Source organism: Nonomuraea sp. NPDC049486 (genome assembly GCF_040676925.1).
Taxonomy (GTDB): domain Bacteria; phylum Actinomycetota; class Actinomycetes; order Streptosporangiales; family Streptosporangiaceae; genus Nonomuraea; species Nonomuraea ferruginea.
Map to the genome: position 1 here is coordinate 563,444 of NZ_JBFAPV010000002.1, position 19,931 is coordinate 583,374.

The following is a 19,931-nucleotide window of genomic DNA, read 5'->3' on the forward strand; positions in this document are numbered from 1 at the left end:
CCATCAGCCGTACACAAGACCCCTTGGGGAGCAGTAGGTGAAAATCATCGGGATCGCCGCCAGCCTCCACGCGGGTTCGTACGTCAACCGGCTCCTCGACGCCATCCGCTGCGAACTGCCGCCGGGCGCCGATCTCGAGGCGTGGCCCCGCCTGCGCGAGGTGCCCCCGCACGAGCCGGGACCGGCCCCCTCGGTGGTCCGCGAGCTGCTCGCGCTGGTGGGGGAGTCGGACGCGCTGGTGCTCACCGCGCCCGAGCACAGCCTGCTGCCGGTCGAGCTGGAGTACGCGCTCGGCTGGATGGCGCGGGCCGGCGTGCTGGACGGCAAGCACGTCGCCGTCATGTGCGCCAGCGCCCGCGCGTGCGGCGCCATGTGGGCGCAGGCCGAGCTCTACAAGGAGCTGCTGGGCGCGGGGGCGGTGGCCGTCGGGTCCGAGCTGGTGATCTCGCCCGTGTGCCCGCACTTCGACGACGACGGCCGGCTCTGGGCCCGCGACCTGCGCGCCCAGGTGTGCGAGACGGTCGGGCAGCTGTGCCAGGCGCACCTGCGCGAACCGGTGCTGTCGGTCTGATCAGAGATCGCGGCGCAGCCGCTTCACCTCGGAGCGCTGCTTCTTGCCCGCCAGGCGGCGCTCGACCGAGCCGCGGGTCGGCTTGGTGGGGCGCCTGCGCTTGGGCGGCGGCGCGATGGCCTCACGGATCCGCTGGGCCAGCCGCTGCTGCGCGGCCTCCCTGTTGCGGAGCTGGGAACGGTGTTCGGAGGCGGCGATCGTGATCGTCGGCGAGCCGAGCCGCTCCAGGGCGCGGGCCTTCAGCGCGGGCGGCAGGGCCGTGCTGGACGCCACGTCGAAGGTCAGCTCCACCCGGCTGTCGGTGGTGTTGACCCCCTGCCCGCCCGGGCCCGAGGACCGGGAGAAACGCCAGACGAGCTCGGCGTCGGGGATGACGACCGAGTCGTTGACGACCAGCGTGGCGGGCATGACGATCCTTCCTCTGTGCACGGTCAACGTATAGACGGGCGGGAGTGCCGGGCAACGACATTTCCTGTCATACCCCCAACATCCCCGGTATGTGCGTGATTCCGCGGGGTTGACGGCGCCCCGCAAGCGGCGTATGCCACTATCGCGCATCCATCACCTGGGGGAGTCATGACGGCAAGCATCGTCGGCGTGCACGGCATCGGCAAGTACGACTACTACCTCAGGGCGGGCGGGTCCGCCGCCGGGGCGGCCACGGCCATGCGCGAGAAGTGGGACCGCTACCTGCACGCCTCGCTCGGCGGCCCGGCCAGGACGTACTTCAGCGAGGTCGCGTACTTCTCCCACCTGCTCCGCGACCCCGCCGCAACGCGCGCGGCCCCGCTGCGGGCCGCCCGCGGCGAGGCGGCGGGCTGGGCCGCGAACCTCGGCTTCGGCGAGTACGTCACCGGTACGCTGAGGTCGTTCACCGCCTGGGTGCTGTCCCGGCTGGAGGGCCGGTCGGCCGCGTTCGCCGAGCTGTTCGCCCCCGAGGTCGCCGCGTACCTCACCGACCAGGGCAGGCGCGAGCGGGTCAGGGGGGCGGTCGCCGACACCATCCGCCGCAACCGGCCCAGGGTGGTCATCGCCCACTCTCTCGGCAGCGTCGTCACGTACGAGACCTTCTGGGCCTATCCCGACCTGGAGACGGACCTGCTCATCACGCTGGGCAGCCCGCTCGGCATGCGTGAGGTGATCTTCGAGCGGCTGCTGCCCGCCCCGGTCAACGGCCGCGGCGAGCGGCCCAAGGGCGTGCGGCGCTGGGTGAACATCGCCGACAAGGACGACATCGCGGCCATCCCGCCCGCGCTGGCCGGCTGCTTCACCGGCGTCGACGCCGAGGAGCTGGTCAACCTCGACTGGATCGACTTCCACACCGCCGAGAAGTACCTCGGCTGCCCGGCGCTCGGGCCGCATCTGCGACCATTCCTCGGATGAGATGGATCCTCTTCGACTACGGCAACGTCCTTTCCCTCGCCCAGCCGGTCGCCGAGGCGGAGGCCATGGCCCGTGCCGCCGGCGCCGACCCCGCCGAGTTCCTGCGTGAATACTGGGCCCACCGGCTGGAGTTCGACCGGGGCGCCCTCGGCCCGGCCGAGTACTGGGCGAAGGCCGCGGGCCGGCCCCTGTCCGCGGCCGAGCTCGACCGGCTGATCGCCATGGACGCGGCCAGCTGGTCGCACCCCGACGAGGGCTCCCTGGCGATCCTGCGCGAGCTGCTGGAGCGGGGCCGCGACGTCGCCCTGCTGTCGAACGCGCCCGCCTGCGTCGCCGACGCCCTGGACGAGCTGCCCTGGATCGCCGCCATCCCGCACCGCTTCTACAGCGCCCGGCTCGGCTTGGTCAAACCCGACCGGCGGATCTACGAGCACGTCGCCGCCGAGCTCGCGGCCGACCCCGCCGACGTGCTCTTCGTCGACGACCGCGAGGACAACGTCGAGGGCGCCCGCGCGGCCGGCATGCGGGCGGTCCGCTACACCGGTGCCCCGGCCCTCCGCGCCCACCTGGAGTGAGCCGGGGGCCGGAGGAGGGCGACGGGTGTTGTTCATCCCCCTTTGACGCCGCTTTCACGGCCTGGTCAGCGGGTGCGGACATACCTGGAGCGTGGACCGCAGATCCTTCCTCACCGCGGCCGCCGCGGGCCTCCTCGCCCCGCGGGCCGGCACGTCGCGCAGAACGCTCAGAGCCGACCCGTTCACCCTCGGCGTCGCCTCCGGAGACCCGTCCCCCGGCGGGGTCGTGCTCTGGACCCGCCTGGCCACCGACCCGCTCGGCGGCGCCGGCCTCGGCGGCATGCCCTCCCGCGACGTCGACGTCGGCTGGCAGCTCGCCGCCGACGAGCGCTTCTCCGAGATCGTCACCTCCGGTACGGTCACCGCCCGCGCCCGCGACGCCCACAGCGTGCACGTCGAGGTCGAGGGCCTGGACCCGGGCAGGGAGTACTTCTACCGCTTCCGCGCCGAAGGCCGGCTCTCACCCGAGGGCCGCACCAGGACCACGCCCGACGCCGGCGTGGAGACGCCGCTGGCCTTCGCCGTCGCCGCCTGCGCCCATTTCGAGCACGGCTTCTACACCGCCTACCGGCGCCTGGCCGAGCAGGAGCCCGACCTGGTGGTGTTCCTCGGCGACTACCTGTACGAGTACGCGCCGAGCGGCTACACCGCGCTGTCCGGGAAGCGGGTCCGTACCCACACCCCCGGCAAGTGCGCCACCCTGGCCGACTACCGGCTGCGGCACGCCCAGTACAAGAGCGACCACGACCTCCAGGCCGCGCACGCCGCCGCGCCCTGGCTCGTGGCGTTCGACGACCACGAGGTGGAGAACAACTGGGCCGGCCCCGTCTCCAGCACCGGCGCCCCCGCCTTCGACCGGCGCAGGGCCGCCGCCTTCCGCGCCTACTACGAGAACATGCCGCTGCGCCGCGGCAGCCTGCGCGGCGCCGCCATCCAGGTGAACCGGCGCGTCTCCTGGGGCTCGCTCGCCCGCTTCCACCTGCTCGACACCCGGCAGTTCCGCGACGACCAGGCCTGCGGCGACGGCGTGCGCTCCGGCTGCGACGAGCGCCTGTCCACCGGGCGCACCCTGCTCGGCGACGGCCAGTGGCGCTGGCTGGAGGACGGCCTCCAGGGCTCCGGCACCCGCTGGAACCTGCTCGGCCAGCAGATCATGATGACCCACCGCGACTTCCGCTCCGGCCCGGGACGGGACGTCAACCTCGACTCCTGGGACGGCTACGCCCCCGAGCGCACCCGCGTGCTGAACGCCCTGTCCGGCACCGCCAACCCCGTCGTCCTCACCGGCGACGCCCACATGCACCACCTGGCCGACCTCAAGACCGACTTCGACGACCCGGACGCGCCCGTGGTGGCCCGCGAACTGATCGCCACCTCGATCGCCAGCGACGGCGACGGCTACCGCGACCACACCTGGATCGCCGAGTCCCTGGCGGAGAACCCGCACATCTCGTACATGGACCAGCGGCGCGGGTACCTCATGGCCCGGCTGACGGGCGACGAGCTGTCGGTCGACTTCCGCACCCTCGACTACGTCTCCCGCCGCGGCGCCCCCGCCCGCACCTCCCACCGCACCACCATCCCGGCCGAGTCGGCCTGAACGCCGCGGCCGCCGGTCACCGGGCGCCCAGCGCGTATCCGTACAACCCTTCGCCGGAGCCCATCTCGCGCGCCCTGCCGAACCGCGGCGCCGCCCCCTCGCCGCGCCTCCCCGGCAGGGACGTCACGACGCCCCTGCCCGGCGCGGCCACCACCAGCGTGGCGGGCCCCCCGCCCGGCGCGGGCAGCACCGACACCGTGCTGCCCTTCTCCTTGATCCGTACGTCCCCGTACCGGGACAGGCCGCCCCGCGGCGAGCCCGGCATCACCTGCACCGAGTCCTCGCCGGGCACCCCCACCGCCAGCTCGTCGTCCCCGTCGCCGTCGAGGTCGCCCGCCGCCAGCGACGCCCCGAACCGGTCGTAGTAGCGCGGCTCGCCCTTCAGCAGCCGCTGCGTCCACATCTCCGACCGGGCGCCGCGCAGCCCGTTCCGGGTCCCGTACACCACGTGCAGGGCGCCGTCGCCGTAGTCCATCGCCCGCTGCCCGGCGGTGAGCCCCTCGCCAGGGACGCCGATGGCCAGGTCGTCGCGCCCGTCGCCGTCGAAGTCGCCGGTCGCCAGCGCCGCGCCGAACGCGTCCCACTTCTCCGCCGAGCCGGCGACCCCCGGCGAGCTCTGGGTCAGCCGCAGCGCCCGCCGCCGGCGGGGGTCCAGCACGGTGACCGAGCCCTGGCCGTCCTTGGTGACCGTGTCGGCGGGCGCGCCCACCACCAGCTCGTCGCGCCCGTCACCGTCGAAGTCGCCCGCGGCGAGCGTCTCGCCCCACCCGTCGGTGGCCCGCGCCGCCTGCCGTACCCAGCCGGTGCGCTGGGTGATCGGGTACGGGTCGCGCCCCTTCATCCAGTACACCGTCACCCCGCCGCCCCGGCCGCGCCCGGGAGCGCCCACGGCCAGCTCGTCCCGGCCGTCGCCGTCGAAGTCGCCGGCGGCCAGCGACGCCCCGAACCGGTCGCTCGACGGTTCGTGCAGCGACAGCTCCTCGCCGGGCCGCAGCCCGCCGGGGGAGCCGTGGTAGAGCCGCACCACCCCGTTCCCGTCCGCGCCGGGCACCCGGTCGCCGAGGAACTCGTCCGGCACCCCCACCGCCAGGTCGGCGCACCGGTCGCCGTCGAAGTGGCCCACGGCCAGCGACGCGCCGAACGCGTCACCAGGCTCGGGCTCGTCCTGGGCCAGCCGCTGTTCGCGTCCCGACCCGTACAGGATGGTCACCGAACCGGACCGCCGGTCGTCGTACGGGGCGGCCACGGCCAGGTCCGGACGGCCGTCGCCGTCGAAGTCGGAGGGGGCGCCGGAACACGCCGGGAGCGCCGCGCCCGTACCGGTGACGAGGGGAAGAATCAGGCACGCGGAGAGCAGAACATTCACACCTCAAGTCATGTCGCGCCCAGCCGAACCCGGATTGAACGCCCCGGGAACGTGCCAGGATAGGCACGTGGACATCGACCTCGCTGATCTTGACTTCTGGCGCAGGCCGCTCAAGGAGCGGCACGAGGCGTTCGCCCGGCTCCGGCAGCTGGACCATCCGGTGTTCTTCCCGGAGAAGAAGGTGCCGTTCCTGCGCTCCGGCGCCGGCTTCTACGCCCTGGTGCGCCACGCCGACGTGGTCGAGGCCAGCCGCAACGCCAAGGTCTTCTCCAGCGAGCCGGCCGTCACCAACCCCGAGCCGCCCGGCTGGGTCAAGCAGGTGTTCGGCGAGTCGATGGTCAACATGGACGACCCGCGACACGCCCGGCTGCGCCGCATCGTGACCCGCTCGTTCAGCCCCAAGATGCTCGCGGGGCTGCAGTCCGACATCGAGTCGGCCTGCGGGCGCATCGTCGACGACGCCGTCGCGCAGGGGCCGCGCGACTTCGTCCAGCAGGTCGCCGCCCGGCTGCCCATCCACGTCATCTGCGACATGCTCGACATCCCGCAGGAGTGGCGCGAACGGGTCCACAAGCACGTCGACATCTCCACCGCCTACACCGGCATCCGGCCCAGCCTGGCCCGCACCGTCCAGATGGCCGGGCAGAACATGCTGGCCCTGCTCGCCCTCCAGCGCATGGTGATCAAGCTGGGCCACGAACGCGCCGCCGACCCCAAGGGCGACCTGGTCTCCCTCCTGGTCACCGCCAACCCCGACGGCGAGAAGCTCACCTACCGCGAGCTCGGCTCGTTCTTCGCGCTGCTGCTGGTCGCCGGCAACGAGACCGCGCGCAACACCATGGCCCACGGCATCAAGCTGCTCACCGACAACCCGGCGCAGCGCGAGCTGCTCATGAGCGACTTCGACGCGCACATCGGCAACACCATCGAGGAGATGGTGCGCCACGTCTCGCCGATCATGCAGTTCCGGCGCACGCTCACGCAGGACTACTCGCTGCGCGGGCTGGAGCTGAAGAAGGGCGACAAGGTCGTGCTCTTCTACGGCTCGGCCAACCGCGACGAGTCCGTCTTCCCCGACCCCGACCGGTTCGACATCACCCGCGACACCAAGCCGCACGTCGGCTTCGGCGGCCCCGGCCCCCACTTCTGCCTCGGCGCCAACCTGGCCAGGCAGGAGCTGCGCACCATGTTCAGGACGCTGCTGACGAGGCTGCCCGGCATCCGCACCGTCGGGGAGCCGGAGCTGCTGGAGTCCAACTTCGACAACAGCGTCCGCAGTCAGGCCTTCACCTTCTGAGGGTCGAGCACGTTCTCCCTGACGGCGACGGCCGTCACGAGCGCCGCCACGCCCATCATCACCGCGCTGACCAGCATCGCCCGGCGGAACCCCGCGTCGAACACCGCCGGGTTCCTGAAGGCGTCCCCGACCAGCCCCACCAGGGGCGGCACCGCGGCCACCGCGAGCAGCCCGCCGGTGCGCGCCACCGCGTTGTTGATCCCGCTCGCGGTGCCCGCGTGACGGTCGTCGGCGGTGGCCAGCACGGTCGCGGTCAGCGGCGCGACCGCCGCCGACAGCCCCAGCCCGAACACGGTGACCGCCGGAAGCACGACCAGCGCGTACGACACGTCGGCGCCGATCGTGCTCATGAGCACGAACCCCACGCCAGCCAGCAGGATCCCGCCCGTCATCGGCCAGCGCGGCCCGTGCCGCTTGGCCAGCTCGCCGGCGCGCGGCGACAGCAGCAGCATCAGCACGGTCACCGGCAGCAGCGCCGACGCCGCCGCCAGCGGCGAGAACCCCGACACCACCTGCAACTGCACGGCCAGCAGGAAGAACACCACGCCCATCGCCCCGTACATGACGAGCGTGACCGCGTTCACCGCCGAGAACACTCGGTCGGCGAACAGGCCGACCGGCACCAGCGCGTCCGGCGACCGGCGCCACTCCAGCACCACGAACGCCGCTCCCAGCACCACGCCCGCGACCAGCGGCACCGGCGCGTCCAGCTCGATCAGCCCGTACGTGATCCCGGCCAGCGACAGCGCGGCCAGCACCGACCCCAGCACGTCGAAACGGCCCGCCGCCTGCTCGTCCCTGCTCTCCGGCACGTGCCGGGCCGCCACCAGCAGCGCCGGCGCCGCGAGCGGCAGGTTGATCAGGAACGCCCACCGCCAGCCGGCCGTCTGCACCATCGCCCCGCCCAGCAACGGCCCCACCGCGCTCGCCACCCCGCCCAGCCCCGACCAGACGCCGATCGCCCGCGGCCGGTCCGCCTTGGAGAACGACGCCTGGATGATCGCCAGCGAGCCCGGCGTGAGCAGCGCCCCACCCACCCCCTGCAGGGCGCGGGCCGCGATGAGGAACTCGATCGTCGGCGCCGCCGCGCACAACGCCGACGCCAGCGCGAACCAGGCCATCCCGATCAGGAACACCCGGCGCCTGCCGAACCGGTCGCCCAGTGAGCCGCCCAGCAGGATCAGACCGGCGAGCGTGAGCGTGTAGGCGTTCACCGTCCACTGCAGGCCCGCCATGCCGGCCCCCAGCTCGGCGCCGAGGAAGGGCAGCGCCACGTTGACCACCGTGCTGTCGAGCATCGCCAGCCCCGACCCCAGCACGGTCGCCGCCAGCACCCACCGGCCACGCGCCGATCGGAGCTCGATGTGCCCGTCGTCCATTGCGAACCTCCCCAGGCAGCAGCACAGCCGGCGGCCTCAGGCATTCCCCGCAGCTCAACCCCGGGCACCAGGATCACGGGCGGCGTCCCTCGCGCATACGTCTCAGAGCCGGGCCGCCACTTTCGCGCAGGCGCGGCGGTATGCGGCTGAGAGCTGGGCCGCGACCTCGCGCAGGGGGGGCGAAGGCGGCATGCGGCTCAAAGCCGGGCCGCCGCCTCGCGGAGGCGGCTAGCGGCTCAGAGCTGGGCCGCGACCTCGCGCAGGCGCGCGGAGGCGTCGCCGGAAATCGGGTCGCCGTGCCCGACGCAGACCAGGCCCAGGTCCAGGTCGGCCAGCCGACGGAAGGACGCGGCCGTCCTGGCCCGATCGGCGTTGAACACGCCCAGGATGACCTGCCCGTTCACGTCCGCGACGGTGTCGCCGGCGAACAGCAGCCGGTGCGCCGGCAGGTGCAGCGCGATGCTGCCGTCGGTGTGTCCCGGAATGGGGATCACCTCGGCGCCGCCCCCGAAGTCGATCACCTCGCAGCCCTCCAGCTCCCGGTCCACCCGGGCCGCGGGCACGGGAGGCATCGGAGGCAGGCTGTCGTAGATCTCCCGCTCCCACTCGGGCATGTCCGCCCGCTCAGGCGTCTGCTGCGCGGCCTCTCCCCGCACCACCGGCGCGTCGGCCCGGTGGACCATGACGGTGGCATCGGCCGCGATCTCCGCCAGCGCGCCGTGGTGGTCGTCGTGCCCGTGCGTCACGATCACGTGCCGCAGGTCGGCGAGGGTGAAGCCGAGGGAGCGGATCGCGCCCTCGACGTCCTTGCCCGACCCCGCCACGCCGGTGTCGATCAGGGTCAGCGCGTCGCGCTCGTGCCACAGGTAGGCGTTGCCGACGGGGAAGCGGAGGAGACGCAACTGAGGGGTCAGCTCGATCAGTTCCATGCGGGCAACGTACGTCCGCCTCTCCGGTCCCGAGAGCTTCTTCACTAACGGCGATACATTCCCTATCACTCCCTGGAATAGGGTAGGTTGAGGAAGTATATGGAACGATATACCGTCGAGCAGGTGGCCAACCTGCTCGACCTGCACGTCAAGACCGTCCGCGCGTACGTCCGTGACGGCCGGTTGAAGGCCGTCAAGATCGGCAAGCAGTATCGGATCGCCCGCGAAGACCTTGAGGCGTTCACCGGCCTGCCGATCGCCCCACCCCCTGCCGGTCGGCACGCCGAGGCGTCGGCCATCGTCAACATCGACGGCATCGACCGTGCCGAGATGGACCGGGTCAGCACCATGCTCCTGGCCTCGCTCGGCGGCCGGCCCACCGGCGTCCACGCCGAATGCGTGTACGACGAGGAACGCGGCCGGCTGAAAGTCGTCGTCCTGGGCGACCTCGAGGCGACCGCCCAGGTCCTCCGGCTGATCGACGCCCTGGTCAAGCAGTAGCCCCGACCGACCGGCGTCACGACCGGCCCAGCCCACCAGGCGCATCCGCCCAGGTGTTCCGGCTGGTCGACGCCCTTGGTCAAACGGTAGACCGGACCGACCGGCGTCATGACTGGCCGAGCCCGCCAGGCGCATTCGCCCAGGTGCTCCGTCTTGTTCACGCCCTGGTCAAGCGGTAGCCCTCGACCCGTCGGCGCCATGACCGGCCCAGCCCACCAGACGTACTTCTGACCGCCCGCCAGGCCACCGACCCGCCCGTTAGTCGCAATAAAGCCCCGTCCGTTAGCCGCATCACCGACCCGCCCGTTGGGCGCATGACCTGCCCGGCCCGTGACCGGCCGGACCTACTCCTGGAGATCTCGCATGCCTGACCAGCCCGCTCCCGCCACCCCGATGCCCGGTGTCCTGCTGTGCGAGGCGGACGGCCCGCCGGTGCGGACGGAGCGTGACGCCCTCGACCTGATCGGCGACGCCTGGTATCACCGCGCTCACCTCGTGGCCATCCCCGCAGGCAGGCTGCACGAGGACTTCTGGCGCCTCAGCACCCGCGTCGCCGGCGAGATCATCCAGAAGTTCGCCAACTACCGCATCAAGGTCGCCGTCATCGGCGACATCTCCGAATACGTGGCCTCCAGCGGTGCCCTCAGGGACTGGGTACGCGAAGCCAACCGAGGCGACGAGCTCTGGTTCCTCCCCGACCTGGAAGCCCTTCGCGCCCGGCTTCCCGACGAGCCCGCGGCTACGAACCTGTAGGGACGCCCTGGTGCGTACCGGCGGCAGCGGGGCGGCTGCGGACGCCGGGTCTGGCCTTACTGGGCTCACCGGCCTTACTGGGCTCAGCAGGCTCAGCGGGCTCACCGGGCTCGTCAGGCCCACCGCCGACCCTCAGGGGTTCTCCGCAACTGGCCCGGCGAAGACGTCCTGTAGGCGTACTCAACGGCGTTTAACACTACGGCAGGCGGGTCGCCGCGGCGGCGGACAGGACATAGGTGACGCCGGTCAGCCGTTCGGACAGCCGCCAGAGGTGAGCGGCCGTGGCGGTGTCGTGGATGGCGCGCTCGCGAGTACGGGGAGCCGGCTCGCCGCGCAGTTGCAGCGGCCCGTCCGGAACGATGTAGCTGCCGCCGGGCAGATCGGGCACGGTCGCCGCGTACAGGGAGGTCTTCGCGCCCTCCAGAGTGGGCAAGAAGGCGACGCGGACCAGCAGGCGCGTACGAGTCGCATGCAGCCGTTCTCTGCTGCCGTCGGCGCCTCCGGTGAGCACGTTGGTGCGGGTCAGCCCGGGCGCCACGGCCATGCTGCGCAGCTTCAGCCGGGCGGCGTCGGCCCGGCGCTGCAGTTCGACGGCGAAGTAGAGGTTGGCCCGCTTGGACTGCACATAGGCGAACGCCGTGCGGTAGCGGCGTTCGGCGTTGAGGTTGTCCAGGTCGAAGCGGGCGAAGCGTTGCCCCGCACTGCTGACGGTGACCACCCGTGGATCGGGTGCGGCGAGCAGGTGCGGCAGAAGCACGCCGCTCCAGTCGGCCAGCAGGATGTCGACCCCCGATCTCGCCGAGCGAACCGTCATGATGCGGACGTCGAGGACGGCATCGGTCATGGTGTGGGCCGACATACTCCAACTCATCGCCGTGCTCACTCGGATCGAGGCCGCGAGCACAGCAAGCATGGCCGGTCGAAGTACAGTAAGGACTGCACCCTCCAGTGGTGGCCTGCCGGGAACGGTGCCGCGTGTGCCGGAGGCAAGCGGTGGCCTGCCGGAACAGCGCCGCATGCAAGCGATGGCCGTCCGGGGGACGGCGCTCCATGTGCCCGGAGGCAAGCGCTGGCCTGCCGGAACAGCGCTGCATGTAAGCGGTGGCCGTCCGGGGGACGGTGCCGCATGCGCCCGGAGAGGCGGCGATCGCGCGGTCATGGCCCAGTGGTCGTCTTCCCTGGCGGGGGACGGCCGACCTCCTCAATGTGGCCGAGAGCTATCCGGGTGAGGTTGCGGAGGGACGTGGAGCCAGGGCGGAAGTAGTCGCTGTGGCCGGCCTCGCCCGCGTCGAACAGCCGGGCGCCGTAGGCGGGGTCCGTCGGGTCCTGGCCGAAACCCAGGGGGCCCAGCTTGGTCTTCGGGACGAACCTCATCCAGTCGTCCGAGCCCAGGCCGGCCCAGACCCGCGCGGGGCTGAACGTGGCGGCGGGGAACTCCACGCCGGGGCTGGCGACGAGGGCCAGATCCGCGATCGGGAGGCCGGAGGCGGCGGCTTCGGCGCAGACCACCGAGCCGTAGCTGTGGCACAGGAGCGCGATCGGGGCCGCGGTCCGGCGGCGGAGGTCGGTGACCATGCCGCGGAGCGCCTGCGCGCCCTCACCGGCCGCGGAGTCGGTCATGACCTTCAGGCTCCAGGTCGGTGGGGAGTCGTATCCCAGCCAGGCGACGACCGCCAGGCGCGTGCCCGGCGACTGGTCGGCCGCCTCGGCCAGGAGGGTGCGGGCCGAGCCGCCCGGCCGGTGGCTGTCGGTGTCGAAGGTCTCCGCCGTGATGTCGGCGCCCGGCACGATGACCGCCACCCGGTCGGCCGTGGCCACATCGCCGTAGACCCGGACCAGCCGTCCGCTGGTCTGGGCGGGTGGGGCCAGCAGCGCGCCGAGCGCCAGCATGCCGAGGATCCCGTGCCTGAATCGCATGGCGTCGAAGGTACGGATCCGGACCCGGATTCCGCGTCACCGCACGGGCTGATCTTGCGGGTAGTACCGGAGTCGGATTACGACGCCGGAAGGATGACCGGCCGGCCCCCGCGTCAGGGGTGTGGCCCGCCACCTTCGGGACGCCAGCGGGTGTGGCGGTGCTTGGCCTCCGGGGGAGTCAGCGGGTGTGGCGGTGCTTGGCCTCCGGGGGAATCAGCGGGTGTAGCGGTGCTTGGCCCCCGGGGGGAAGTAGTCAGGGTCGCCGGTCTCCCGCAGCCGGATCACCGGCGTCTGGCGCGCCTCCGGCACGTAGTGGGCGAACTCGCTGTTGAGCCGCCGCAGCTGGGACAGGATCGACGCGCCCACGGCCTCGGCCGTGCCGTCCGACGGCTTCTCGCCGGGGGCCAGCTCCACCGTCACCGTCAGGTGCCGGTCGCGCCGCTCGTCCTCCGCCACCTCCATCACGAACTTGCCCGTCACCAGCCCGGCCACCTCCGGCTGCTCCAGCCCCACGGAGATGTTCTCGGGGTACACGTTCGCCCCGTAGTACGACACGGTGAAGCGGCTGCGTCCGAAGACGTACGCGAAGGGCCGTTCGGGGCCGGGCGCCGACGGCTCCAGCCCGTGGTCGCGGACGAAGGCCAGCATCCGCTCGTACGGGATCAGGCCGCCGTCGTCGGCGATGTGGTAGCGGATCAGCGGGATGCCGTTGTCGCCGGAGAACAGCAGGGTCCCCTCGTGCTCCTCGAAGAAACGCGCCCCCGGGTCGTACTGGACCAGCGTGGGCAGCCGCGACTCGCCGAACAGCTCACGCGCGACCGTCGGCCGCTCCGCCAGGAAGCGGCGGATCTCCACCGACAGCGGCGTCTCGTTGCCGAGCACGCCCGCGTCGGCCGTCCCGTACAGGGAGGCGATCCCGCGCACCGGATCGGCGATGCCGGCGCGGGAGGCCACCAGCGTGCGCCACTCCTCGCTGAAGACCTCGCCGGCGGTGACCAGCTTGACCTGCCAGCGCGACCAGGGCAGCCCGGCGTCGATCACGTCCTTGAGGAAGGGCGGGTAGCCGAGCAGCACCACCTGGTCGAAGTGCGGCGCCAGCTCGGGCACCACCCGCAGGATCTCCCGCTTGTCGCCGCCCGGCGCCACCACCGTCACCGGGTAGCCGAGCTCGGCCAGCCGGCGGCAGCAGGCGAGCGTGAACAGCCCGCCCACCCAGGTGCCGAGCGCGAAGCAGACCACCGCCAGCGTGCGCCGCTCGTGGGCGGCGAAGGAGTCGCGGAACACCTCCTCGAAGCGGGCCGCGACGGCGTGCTCGTCGGCGGCGGTGCGCGGCCAGAACGCGGGCTCACCCGTCGACCCGGACGACACCGCGACGATGCCACCGATCACCCCATGACGGCACAGGTCAGGGAGCGGGTGGCGTCGCGTGTACGTGTCCTTGCTCGTCATCGGCAAGCCCACAAAATCCTGAAATGTCCGGATCTGGGCGGGGTCGATGTCGTGCTCCGCCAGGAACGCCCGGTACGCGGGCACCGTCTCCACCACGTCATGGAACAGCTTGACCAGGTCCACCAGCCGACTGTACGACCGGAACCCCGGCCCGTCACTCGCCCGGCCGCACCAGCCCGGTCTCGTAGGCGTACACGATCGCCTGAGCGCGGTCGCGCAGCCCCAGCTTCATCAGCACCCGCCCGACGTGCGTCTTGACCGTCTGCTCGGCCAGCACCAGCTTCCGCGCGATCTCCTGGTTGGACAGCGCCTGGGCGACCAGCGTGAGCACCTCGCTCTCGCGCTCGGTCAGCTGGCTCAGCCGGACGGCCGAGGGCGCGGGCCGCGGCCCCAGCCGGGCGAACTCGTGGATGAGCCGCCTGGTCACGCCCGGTGAGATGAGCGCGTCGCCGGCCGCCACCACCCGGACGGCCTCGGCGAGCTGGGCGGCCGAGGCGTCCTTCAGCAGGAACCCGCTGGCGCCGGCCCGCAAAGCCTCGTAGACGTAGTCGTCGAGGTCGAACGTGGTCAGGATGAGCACCTTGGACCGCGAGCCGGGCGAGCACAGCCGCCGGGTGGCCTCCAGCCCGTCCATCACCGGCATCCGCACGTCCATCAGCACCACGTCGGGCGCCAGCTCGGCGGCCCGCTCGATCGCCTCCCGCCCGTCGCCCGCCTCGCCCACGACCACGATGTCGGGCTGGGAGCTCAGGAACACGGTGAAGCCCGTGCGCACCATGCCCTGGTCGTCGGCGATCAGAACCCGTATCACCCTGAACCCCGTCCGGTCGGCAGCACCGCGGTCACCTGGAAGCCTCCCACCGGGACCGGCCCCGCCTCCAGTGTGCCGCCGAGCAGCGCCGCCCGCTCACGCATGCCGACGAGCCCGTGACCGGCGCCCGGCGAGTGGGCGGGGGAGGAGCCGGGGCCGTTGGTGATGTGCAGGCGCACGCCGTGGTCGTCGCGGCCGATGTCGAGCACGACGGTCGCGCCGGGGGCGTGGCGCATCGCGTTGCTCAGCGACTCCTGCACGATCCGGTAGGCGGACATGCCCACCGCCTGGGGCACCCCCTCCAGCGACTCGGGCCGCCTGACCAGCACGGACAGCCCGGCCGCCCGCGCGTTGGCCACCAGGTCGTCCACCTGCTCCAGGCCGGGCTGCGGGGCGGTGTCGGTGCGGCCCTCCTCGTCGCGCAGCACGCCGAGCACCTGCCGGAGCTGGGCGATCGCCTCCAGCGACAGCGCGCGGATGCCGGCCAGCCCCGCCTCCAGCTGGGCCGGGTCGCCCGCCGCCTTGAGCGGCACCGCCTCGGCCTGGATCGCGATCACCGACATGTGGTGGGCCACCACGTCGTGCAGCTCGCGGGCGATGCGGGCGCGCTCCTCCAGCACGGCCTGCGCGCCCATGGCCTCCTGGCTGCGCCGCTCCTCCAGGGCGAGCCGTTCGGTGGCGCTGCGCCGCACCCGGACGTTGTAGCCGAGGAGCATGACGGCGCCCACGATGACCGACCCGAGCGGCATGCCGTTGGGGAAGGCGATCCACATCACCAGCACGCTGATCACCCAGGCGGCGCCGGTGATCCGCCGATCGCAGCGCACCGCCACCGAGTAGGCCACGAGCAGGTAGGAGAGCACCATCTCCGGGGTGTAGGGGTTGTCCTCGTAGTCGATGCCCAGCTCGAAGGAGACCCAGAGCCCGGCGGGCAGCAGGGCCAGCGAGGCGCGCCAGGCCGCCAGCGGCCTCCGGTCGCGCAGCACGAGCGGCGCCGCGACTCCCAGCGCGGCCAGATAGGCGACGGCCAGGCGCTCGTCGTGCTGGAGGACCCGGTCGTAGGTGGTCAGGAACAGGATGAGGGCCAGCAGCGCGTCGGCCGTCCGCACCAGGTCGAGCGTGCGGAACGGCAGCAGCCCGAGCCAGCGCGGCACCGGCATGGCCAGCCGGCGGGACCGGGGCGTGGGCGGGTCGGCCTCGCCCTTGTAGAGCACGAGAGGGATGGGGCGCAGCACGGCCGAGAACACGGTTGAAGACTACGAGCCGGGTGCGCGCCGCGCGTCGCACCCAGGTCTGATCCGCTCTCACCCTTAGGTATCACTTACATGATTACGCTCGCTCTGAGCGAACATCAGCAAGCAAGGGAACATTACGAGGCTCCGATGAATTGAGTCGGTATAACTCAACCCTTTGGAGTTCGCATGAGTGAGAGCTTGATCCTGCCGGTTCTGCCGCTGGACGACGCCGTCGTGCTGCCGGGCATGGTGGTTCCCCTGGACCTGTCCGACTCCGAGGTGCGCGCCGCGATCGACGCGGCCCAGGCATCCGGTGGCAACAAGCCCCAGGTGCTCCTCGTTCCCCGCATCGACGGCCGCTACGGCGCCGTCGGCGTGCGCGCCGTCGTCGAGCAGGTCGGGCGGCTGCCCGGCGGCGAGCCCGCCGCCGTGGTCCGCGGCGTCGACCGGGTGCGCATGGGCGCCGGCACGACCGGCCCCGGCGCGGCGCTGTGGGTGGAGGCCGTGACCGTGGACGCGGTCCCCGCCGGTGAGCGCGCCCACGAGCTGGCCAAGGAGTACAAGGCCCTGGCCACCACCATCCTGCAGAAGCGCGGCGCCTGGCAGGTGGTCGACCAGGTCAACCAGATCGACGACCCCTCGGTGCTGGCCGACAGCTCGGGCTACACCCCGTGGCTGTCCACCGCCCAGAAGGTGGAGCTGCTGGAGGCCGGCGACCCCGCCGACCGGCTGGCCAGGCTGATCGAATGGTCCCGCGAGCACCTGGCCGAGCTGGACGTGGCCGAGACGATCCGCAAGGACGTCCAGGAGGGCATGGAGAAGCAGCAGCGCGAGTTCCTGCTGCGCCAGCAGCTCGCCGCCGTCCGCAAGGAGCTGAAGGAGCTCAACGGCGACTCGGCCGAGACCGAGGAGGAGGACTACCGCGCCCGCGTCGAGGCGGCCGACCTGCCCGGGAAGGTGCGCGAGGCCGCACTCAAGGAGGTCGACAAGCTGGAGCGGACCTCCGAGCAGTCCCCGGAGACCGGCTGGATCCGCACCTGGCTCGACACGGTCCTCGACCTGCCGTGGAACGTGCGTACCGAGGACAACTACGACATCGTCGGCGCCCGCGAGGTGCTGGACGCCGACCACACGGGCCTGTCCGACGTGAAGGACCGCATCATCGAGCACCTGGCCGTGCGCAAGCGCCGCCAGGAGAAGGGGCTCGGCGTGGTGGGCGGCCGGCGCAGCGGCGCCGTGCTCGCCCTGGCCGGCCCTCCCGGCGTCGGCAAGACCTCGCTCGGCGAGTCGGTCGCCCGCGCCATGGGCCGCAAGTTCGTCCGCGTCGCGCTCGGCGGCGTCCGCGACGAGGCGGAGATCCGCGGCCACCGGCGCACCTACGTGGGCGCGCTGCCCGGCCGCATCGTCCGCGCCGTCCGCGAGGCCGGCTCGATGAACCCGGTCGTGCTGCTCGACGAGGTCGACAAGGTCGGCGCCGACTACCGGGGCGACCCGACGGCCGCGCTGCTGGAGGTGCTCGACCCGGCGCAGAACCACACGTTCCGCGACCACTACCTGGAGGTCGAGCTCGACCTGAGCGACGTGCTCTTCCTGGCCACGGCCAACGTCCTGGAGGCGATCCCCGGCCCGCTGCTCGACCGGATGGAGGTCGTCACGCTCGACGGCTACACCGAGGACGAGAAGGTCGCCATCGCCCGCGACCACCTGGTGCCCCGCCAGCTCGGGCTGGCCGGTCTGACGGCCGAGGAGGTCACCGTCGAGGACGAGGCGCTGCGCAGGCTGGCCACCGAGTACACCCGCGAGGCCGGCGTCCGCTCCCTGGAGCGGTCGGTCGCCCGCATCCTGCGCAAGGTCGCGGCCGGAGACGAGCTCCCGGTCACGGTCGGCGCCGACGGCCTGACCGCCTATCTGGGCAGGCCCAGGTTCGTGCCGGAGTCGTCGCTGCCGGAGAACGCCCAGCGCACCTCGGTGCCGGGCGTGGCCACCGGCCTGGCGGTCACCGGCGCGGGCGGCGACGTGCTCTACGTGGAGGCGTCGCTGGCCGACCCGGAGACCGGCGAGACCGGCCTGACCCTGACCGGCCAACTCGGCGACGTGATGAAGGAGTCGGCCAGGATCGCGATGTCCTACCTGCGCTCCCACGGCGCGGAGCTGGAGCTGCCGGTCACCGCGCTGAAGGACCGCTCGGTGCACGTCCACTTCCCGGCGGGCGCCGTGCCCAAGGACGGCCCGTCGGCGGGCGTGACGCTGACGACCGCGCTGGCCTCGCTGCTGTCGGGCCGGCAGGTCCGCGGGGACGTGGCGATGACCGGCGAGATCTCGCTCACCGGCCGGGTGCTGCCGATCGGCGGCGTCAAGCAGAAGCTGCTGGCGGCGCACCGGGCGGGCATCTCCACGGTGCTCATCCCGGCGCGCAACGAGCCGGACCTGGACGACGTGCCCCAGGAGGTCCGCGACGAGCTGACCATCCACGCGGTCAGCGACGTGCGCGAGGTCCTGGACATCGCGCTCGTCCCGGCTCAGGTGGCCGGCAGCGTCGCCGCCTGATCCCGTACGAGGACGCCCCGCTCCGGCGGGGCGTCTCCCGTACGGGGAGGTCTCAAGGGAGGGAGGCGGTGAACTCCAGCACGCTCTCGTTCACCTCGGCCGCGAAGTGGCCGGAGATCGAGTGCGTCGCCTCCGGCCACAGCTCGGCGCGCACGCCGGGGATGAGGTCGCGCGCCCGCCGGACCGCCAGGGCCGGGTCGTGGATGACGCTGCGCCCGGCCACCAGCACCAGCGCGGGCACCGTGATGGAGCGCAGCTGCTCGTCGGTGAAGCGCGCTGGAGGCGGGAGCGCGGGCCGGTAGTGCGCCATCGTGGCGGAGATGAGCCGGGCCACGGGGTCGTCCGGCGCGATCTCGCCGCCGGTGCCGTCGATCCACCTGAGAAAGCGCGGCCGCGCCCAGCGCGAGACGAACGGCAGCATGACCGGGATCGTCCGCAGGATCAGCCCGGCCGGTATCGGGGCCAGCGTGCCGGCCGGGTCGATCAGGCTGATCGAGGCCACGCGGCGCGGATCCCGCACGGCCTGGTTGCACGCCAGCCAGCCGCCGATCGACATGCCGACCAGGTGGGCGGCGCCGATCCCGAGCCCGTCGAGCGCGGCCGAAAGCCAGGCGGCCTGGTCGCGGGCGTCCTTGATCGGCGCGGTCTGCTCGCTGCGGCCGCCCTCGCCGAGCAGGTCGAGCACGAACACGGGGCGGGCCGCGGCCAGCCCGGGGAGGTTCGGCAGCCACATGACGCCGGTCGCCGACTTGCCGTGCAGCAGCACCAGCGGCGTGCCGCCGCCCTCGCCGAACCGGTACGCGCGCACCCGCCCGAACGGCGTCGCCACGTCATGCGTCCCGGCCGGGGACGGCAGCGCGGCCAGCGTCTCGTCATAGACCTTCTCGTACGCCGCCCGCGCGGCGGGCGTGGCGAAGCGGCCGATCTTCGGCATCTCACCCTCCTTTGCCATACGATCATATTGCGTCCTTTGTCGTACGATCATATGGCGAAAATCGGGAAGGCGGGCGGATGCCGAAGAAGGTCGACCACGAGCAGCGGCGCGAGCAGATCACCGAGGCGCTGTGGGGCATCGCCGCCTCGCGCGGCCTGGAGGCGGTCAGCATGCGCGAGGTGGCGGCGGCGGCGGGCATGTCCATCGGGCTGGTCCAGCACTACTTCGCGAGCAAGGACGAGATGCTCCTGTACGCGACCGCCCGCCTGCGCGATCAGCTGAGGGAGCGCCTCGGGCGCAGCCTTACGGGGATGGAGTCCGCCACGCCCCGCGACCTGGTGCGCGCCCTGCTCCTGGCGCTGCTGCCGCTGGACGCCGAGGCCCGGACGGCGACGCTGGTGGGGGTGGCGGTCTTCTTCCGCGCGCTCAACGACGACACCATGGCCGCCCGCTACCGGGAGGGCCGCGCCCTGCTGTCCGCGGCGGTGGCCGAGCGCCTGGAAGGGCTCACCGCCGATCCCGCGACGGCCGCGGACGCCCTCCTGGCGCTGACCGACGGGCTGGCCTCCGACCTGTTGCTCGGTCACCTCACGGCGGATCGCGCGATACGCATCCTCGATCGGCAGATCTCCCAAATGACCGAATCATCCGCTCGTTTGACCGAATGATTCGGCCATGCTTCCA

The 19,931-nt window shown here is 72.5% G+C and carries 19 protein-coding genes; 9 read left to right on the top strand and 10 right to left on the bottom strand.

Annotated features, from left to right (window positions below):
- The first annotated feature begins 37 nt into the window (after nucleotides 1-37).
- Nucleotides 38-571: an NAD(P)H-dependent oxidoreductase gene (locus tag AB0K05_RS07555; RefSeq protein WP_364227490.1), complete on the top strand. Its 534-nt coding sequence runs from the start codon at nucleotides 38-40 to the stop codon at nucleotides 569-571.
- Here the strand turns inward: AB0K05_RS07555 and arfB are convergent, their stop codons facing one another.
- Nucleotides 572-979, bottom strand: a complete 408-nt coding sequence (arfB, locus tag AB0K05_RS07560; RefSeq protein ID WP_148032495.1) for an alternative ribosome rescue aminoacyl-tRNA hydrolase ArfB — start codon at nucleotides 977-979, stop codon at nucleotides 572-574.
- A 168-nt stretch (nucleotides 980-1,147) separates the two neighbouring features.
- On the opposite strand from arfB, the gene AB0K05_RS07565 reads away from it, so the two are divergent.
- The 3 genes from AB0K05_RS07565 to AB0K05_RS07575 all read left to right on the top strand — a co-directional run bounded on the left by AB0K05_RS07565 (nucleotide 1,148) and on the right by AB0K05_RS07575 (nucleotide 4,129).
- Nucleotides 1,148-1,954 (top strand): hypothetical protein, encoded by an 807-nt coding sequence (locus AB0K05_RS07565; protein ID WP_364227494.1) that lies wholly within the window; start codon nucleotides 1,148-1,150, stop codon nucleotides 1,952-1,954.
- A complete protein-coding gene (locus tag AB0K05_RS07570; RefSeq protein WP_364227497.1) occupies nucleotides 1,951-2,529 on the top strand; it encodes an HAD family phosphatase in 579 nt (192 codons plus the stop codon). Before AB0K05_RS07565 ends, AB0K05_RS07570 begins: the two co-directional genes overlap by 4 nt.
- 91 nt (nucleotides 2,530-2,620) lie before the next feature.
- Nucleotides 2,621-4,129, top strand: a complete 1,509-nt coding sequence (locus AB0K05_RS07575) for an alkaline phosphatase D family protein (protein WP_364227500.1) — start codon at nucleotides 2,621-2,623, stop codon at nucleotides 4,127-4,129.
- 16 nt (nucleotides 4,130-4,145) lie between these two features.
- On the opposite strand, the gene AB0K05_RS07580 is transcribed toward AB0K05_RS07575, so the two are convergent.
- The gene (locus tag AB0K05_RS07580) at nucleotides 4,146-5,495 is read right to left on the bottom strand and encodes an FG-GAP-like repeat-containing protein (protein ID WP_364227503.1); all 1,350 of its coding nucleotides are present in this window, start codon (nucleotides 5,493-5,495) and stop codon (nucleotides 4,146-4,148) included.
- 67 nt (nucleotides 5,496-5,562) lie between these two features.
- On the opposite strand from AB0K05_RS07580, the gene AB0K05_RS07585 reads away from it, so the two are divergent.
- Nucleotides 5,563-6,792, top strand: coding sequence for a cytochrome P450 (locus AB0K05_RS07585; protein WP_261808643.1), 1,230 nt, complete (start codon nucleotides 5,563-5,565; stop codon nucleotides 6,790-6,792).
- Here the strand turns inward: AB0K05_RS07585 and AB0K05_RS07590 are convergent.
- Both AB0K05_RS07590 and AB0K05_RS07595 read right to left on the bottom strand, forming a co-directional pair.
- On the bottom strand, nucleotides 6,774-8,171 hold the full coding sequence (locus tag AB0K05_RS07590) for an MFS transporter (protein WP_364227508.1): 1,398 nt from the start codon (nucleotides 8,169-8,171) through the stop codon (nucleotides 6,774-6,776). The two genes, AB0K05_RS07585 and AB0K05_RS07590, sit on opposite strands and share 19 nt — an antisense overlap.
- A 236-nt stretch (nucleotides 8,172-8,407) precedes the next feature.
- Nucleotides 8,408-9,100, bottom strand: coding sequence for an MBL fold metallo-hydrolase (locus tag AB0K05_RS07595; protein WP_364227510.1), 693 nt, complete (start codon nucleotides 9,098-9,100; stop codon nucleotides 8,408-8,410).
- Nucleotides 9,101-9,199: 99 nt separating this feature from the next.
- On the opposite strand from AB0K05_RS07595, the gene AB0K05_RS07600 reads away from it, so the two are divergent.
- Nucleotides 9,200-9,601: a helix-turn-helix domain-containing protein gene (locus AB0K05_RS07600; RefSeq protein ID WP_364227512.1), complete on the top strand. Its 402-nt coding sequence runs from the start codon at nucleotides 9,200-9,202 to the stop codon at nucleotides 9,599-9,601.
- Between the two features lie 363 nt (nucleotides 9,602-9,964).
- The gene (locus AB0K05_RS07605; protein ID WP_364227514.1) at nucleotides 9,965-10,354 is read left to right on the top strand and encodes a DUF4180 domain-containing protein; all 390 of its coding nucleotides are present in this window, start codon (nucleotides 9,965-9,967) and stop codon (nucleotides 10,352-10,354) included.
- A 196-nt stretch (nucleotides 10,355-10,550) separates the two neighbouring features.
- Here the strand turns inward: AB0K05_RS07605 and AB0K05_RS07610 are convergent, their stop codons facing one another.
- The 5 genes from AB0K05_RS07610 to AB0K05_RS07630 form a co-directional block, all read right to left on the bottom strand.
- The gene (locus AB0K05_RS07610) at nucleotides 10,551-11,213 is read right to left on the bottom strand and encodes a hypothetical protein (RefSeq protein WP_364227516.1); all 663 of its coding nucleotides are present in this window, start codon (nucleotides 11,211-11,213) and stop codon (nucleotides 10,551-10,553) included.
- A gap of 296 nt (nucleotides 11,214-11,509) precedes the next feature.
- Nucleotides 11,510-12,271 carry an alpha/beta hydrolase gene (locus tag AB0K05_RS07615; RefSeq protein WP_364227519.1) on the bottom strand — a complete coding sequence of 254 codons (762 nt, stop codon included), beginning with the start codon at nucleotides 12,269-12,271 and terminating at the stop codon, nucleotides 11,510-11,512.
- Nucleotides 12,272-12,484: 213 nt separating this feature from the next.
- Nucleotides 12,485-13,843, bottom strand: a complete 1,359-nt coding sequence (locus tag AB0K05_RS07620) for a phenylacetate--CoA ligase family protein (RefSeq protein ID WP_364227522.1) — start codon at nucleotides 13,841-13,843, stop codon at nucleotides 12,485-12,487.
- Between the two features lie 31 nt (nucleotides 13,844-13,874).
- The gene (locus AB0K05_RS07625; protein ID WP_364227525.1) at nucleotides 13,875-14,531 is read right to left on the bottom strand and encodes a response regulator transcription factor; all 657 of its coding nucleotides are present in this window, start codon (nucleotides 14,529-14,531) and stop codon (nucleotides 13,875-13,877) included.
- Complete coding sequence (locus AB0K05_RS07630) at nucleotides 14,528-15,778, bottom strand: histidine kinase (RefSeq protein WP_364227527.1); 1,251 nt, start codon at nucleotides 15,776-15,778, stop codon at nucleotides 14,528-14,530. Before AB0K05_RS07630 ends, AB0K05_RS07625 begins: the two co-directional genes overlap by 4 nt.
- Before the next feature lie 174 nt (nucleotides 15,779-15,952).
- Here AB0K05_RS07630 and lon point away from each other — a divergent pair, with 174 nt between their 5' ends.
- Nucleotides 15,953-18,313 (top strand): endopeptidase La, encoded by a 2,361-nt coding sequence (gene lon, locus AB0K05_RS07635; RefSeq protein WP_364227529.1) that lies wholly within the window; start codon nucleotides 15,953-15,955, stop codon nucleotides 18,311-18,313.
- A 52-nt stretch (nucleotides 18,314-18,365) separates the two neighbouring features.
- Here the strand turns inward: lon and AB0K05_RS07640 are convergent, their stop codons facing one another.
- Nucleotides 18,366-19,247 (bottom strand): alpha/beta fold hydrolase, encoded by an 882-nt coding sequence (locus AB0K05_RS07640; RefSeq protein WP_364227532.1) that lies wholly within the window; start codon nucleotides 19,245-19,247, stop codon nucleotides 18,366-18,368.
- A gap of 77 nt (nucleotides 19,248-19,324) precedes the next feature.
- On the opposite strand from AB0K05_RS07640, the gene AB0K05_RS07645 reads away from it, so the two are divergent.
- Entirely contained in the window at nucleotides 19,325-19,915 is a 591-nt protein-coding gene (locus tag AB0K05_RS07645; RefSeq protein ID WP_364227535.1) for a helix-turn-helix domain-containing protein, read from the top strand.
- The last annotated feature ends 16 nt before the right edge of the window (nucleotides 19,916-19,931 follow it).

Coding starts and splice junctions, on each gene's coding strand:
- lon (WP_364227529.1), top strand. CDS start 15,953: ATGAGTGAGAGCTTGATCCTGCCGGTTCTGCCGCTGGACGACGCCGTC.
- AB0K05_RS07645 (WP_364227535.1), top strand. CDS start 19,325: ATGCCGAAGAAGGTCGACCACGAGCAGCGGCGCGAGCAGATCACCGAG.
- AB0K05_RS07570 (WP_364227497.1), top strand. CDS start 1,951: ATGAGATGGATCCTCTTCGACTACGGCAACGTCCTTTCCCTCGCCCAG.
- AB0K05_RS07615 (WP_364227519.1), bottom strand. CDS start 12,271: ATGCGATTCAGGCACGGGATCCTCGGCATGCTGGCGCTCGGCGCGCTG.
- AB0K05_RS07595 (WP_364227510.1), bottom strand. CDS start 9,100: ATGGAACTGATCGAGCTGACCCCTCAGTTGCGTCTCCTCCGCTTCCCC.
- AB0K05_RS07600 (WP_364227512.1), top strand. CDS start 9,200: ATGGAACGATATACCGTCGAGCAGGTGGCCAACCTGCTCGACCTGCAC.
- AB0K05_RS07640 (WP_364227532.1), bottom strand. CDS start 19,247: ATGCCGAAGATCGGCCGCTTCGCCACGCCCGCCGCGCGGGCGGCGTAC.
- AB0K05_RS07610 (WP_364227516.1), bottom strand. CDS start 11,213: ATGTCGGCCCACACCATGACCGATGCCGTCCTCGACGTCCGCATCATG.
- AB0K05_RS07605 (WP_364227514.1), top strand. CDS start 9,965: ATGCCTGACCAGCCCGCTCCCGCCACCCCGATGCCCGGTGTCCTGCTG.
- arfB (WP_148032495.1), bottom strand. CDS start 979: ATGCCCGCCACGCTGGTCGTCAACGACTCGGTCGTCATCCCCGACGCC.
- AB0K05_RS07565 (WP_364227494.1), top strand. CDS start 1,148: ATGACGGCAAGCATCGTCGGCGTGCACGGCATCGGCAAGTACGACTAC.
- AB0K05_RS07590 (WP_364227508.1), bottom strand. CDS start 8,171: ATGGACGACGGGCACATCGAGCTCCGATCGGCGCGTGGCCGGTGGGTG.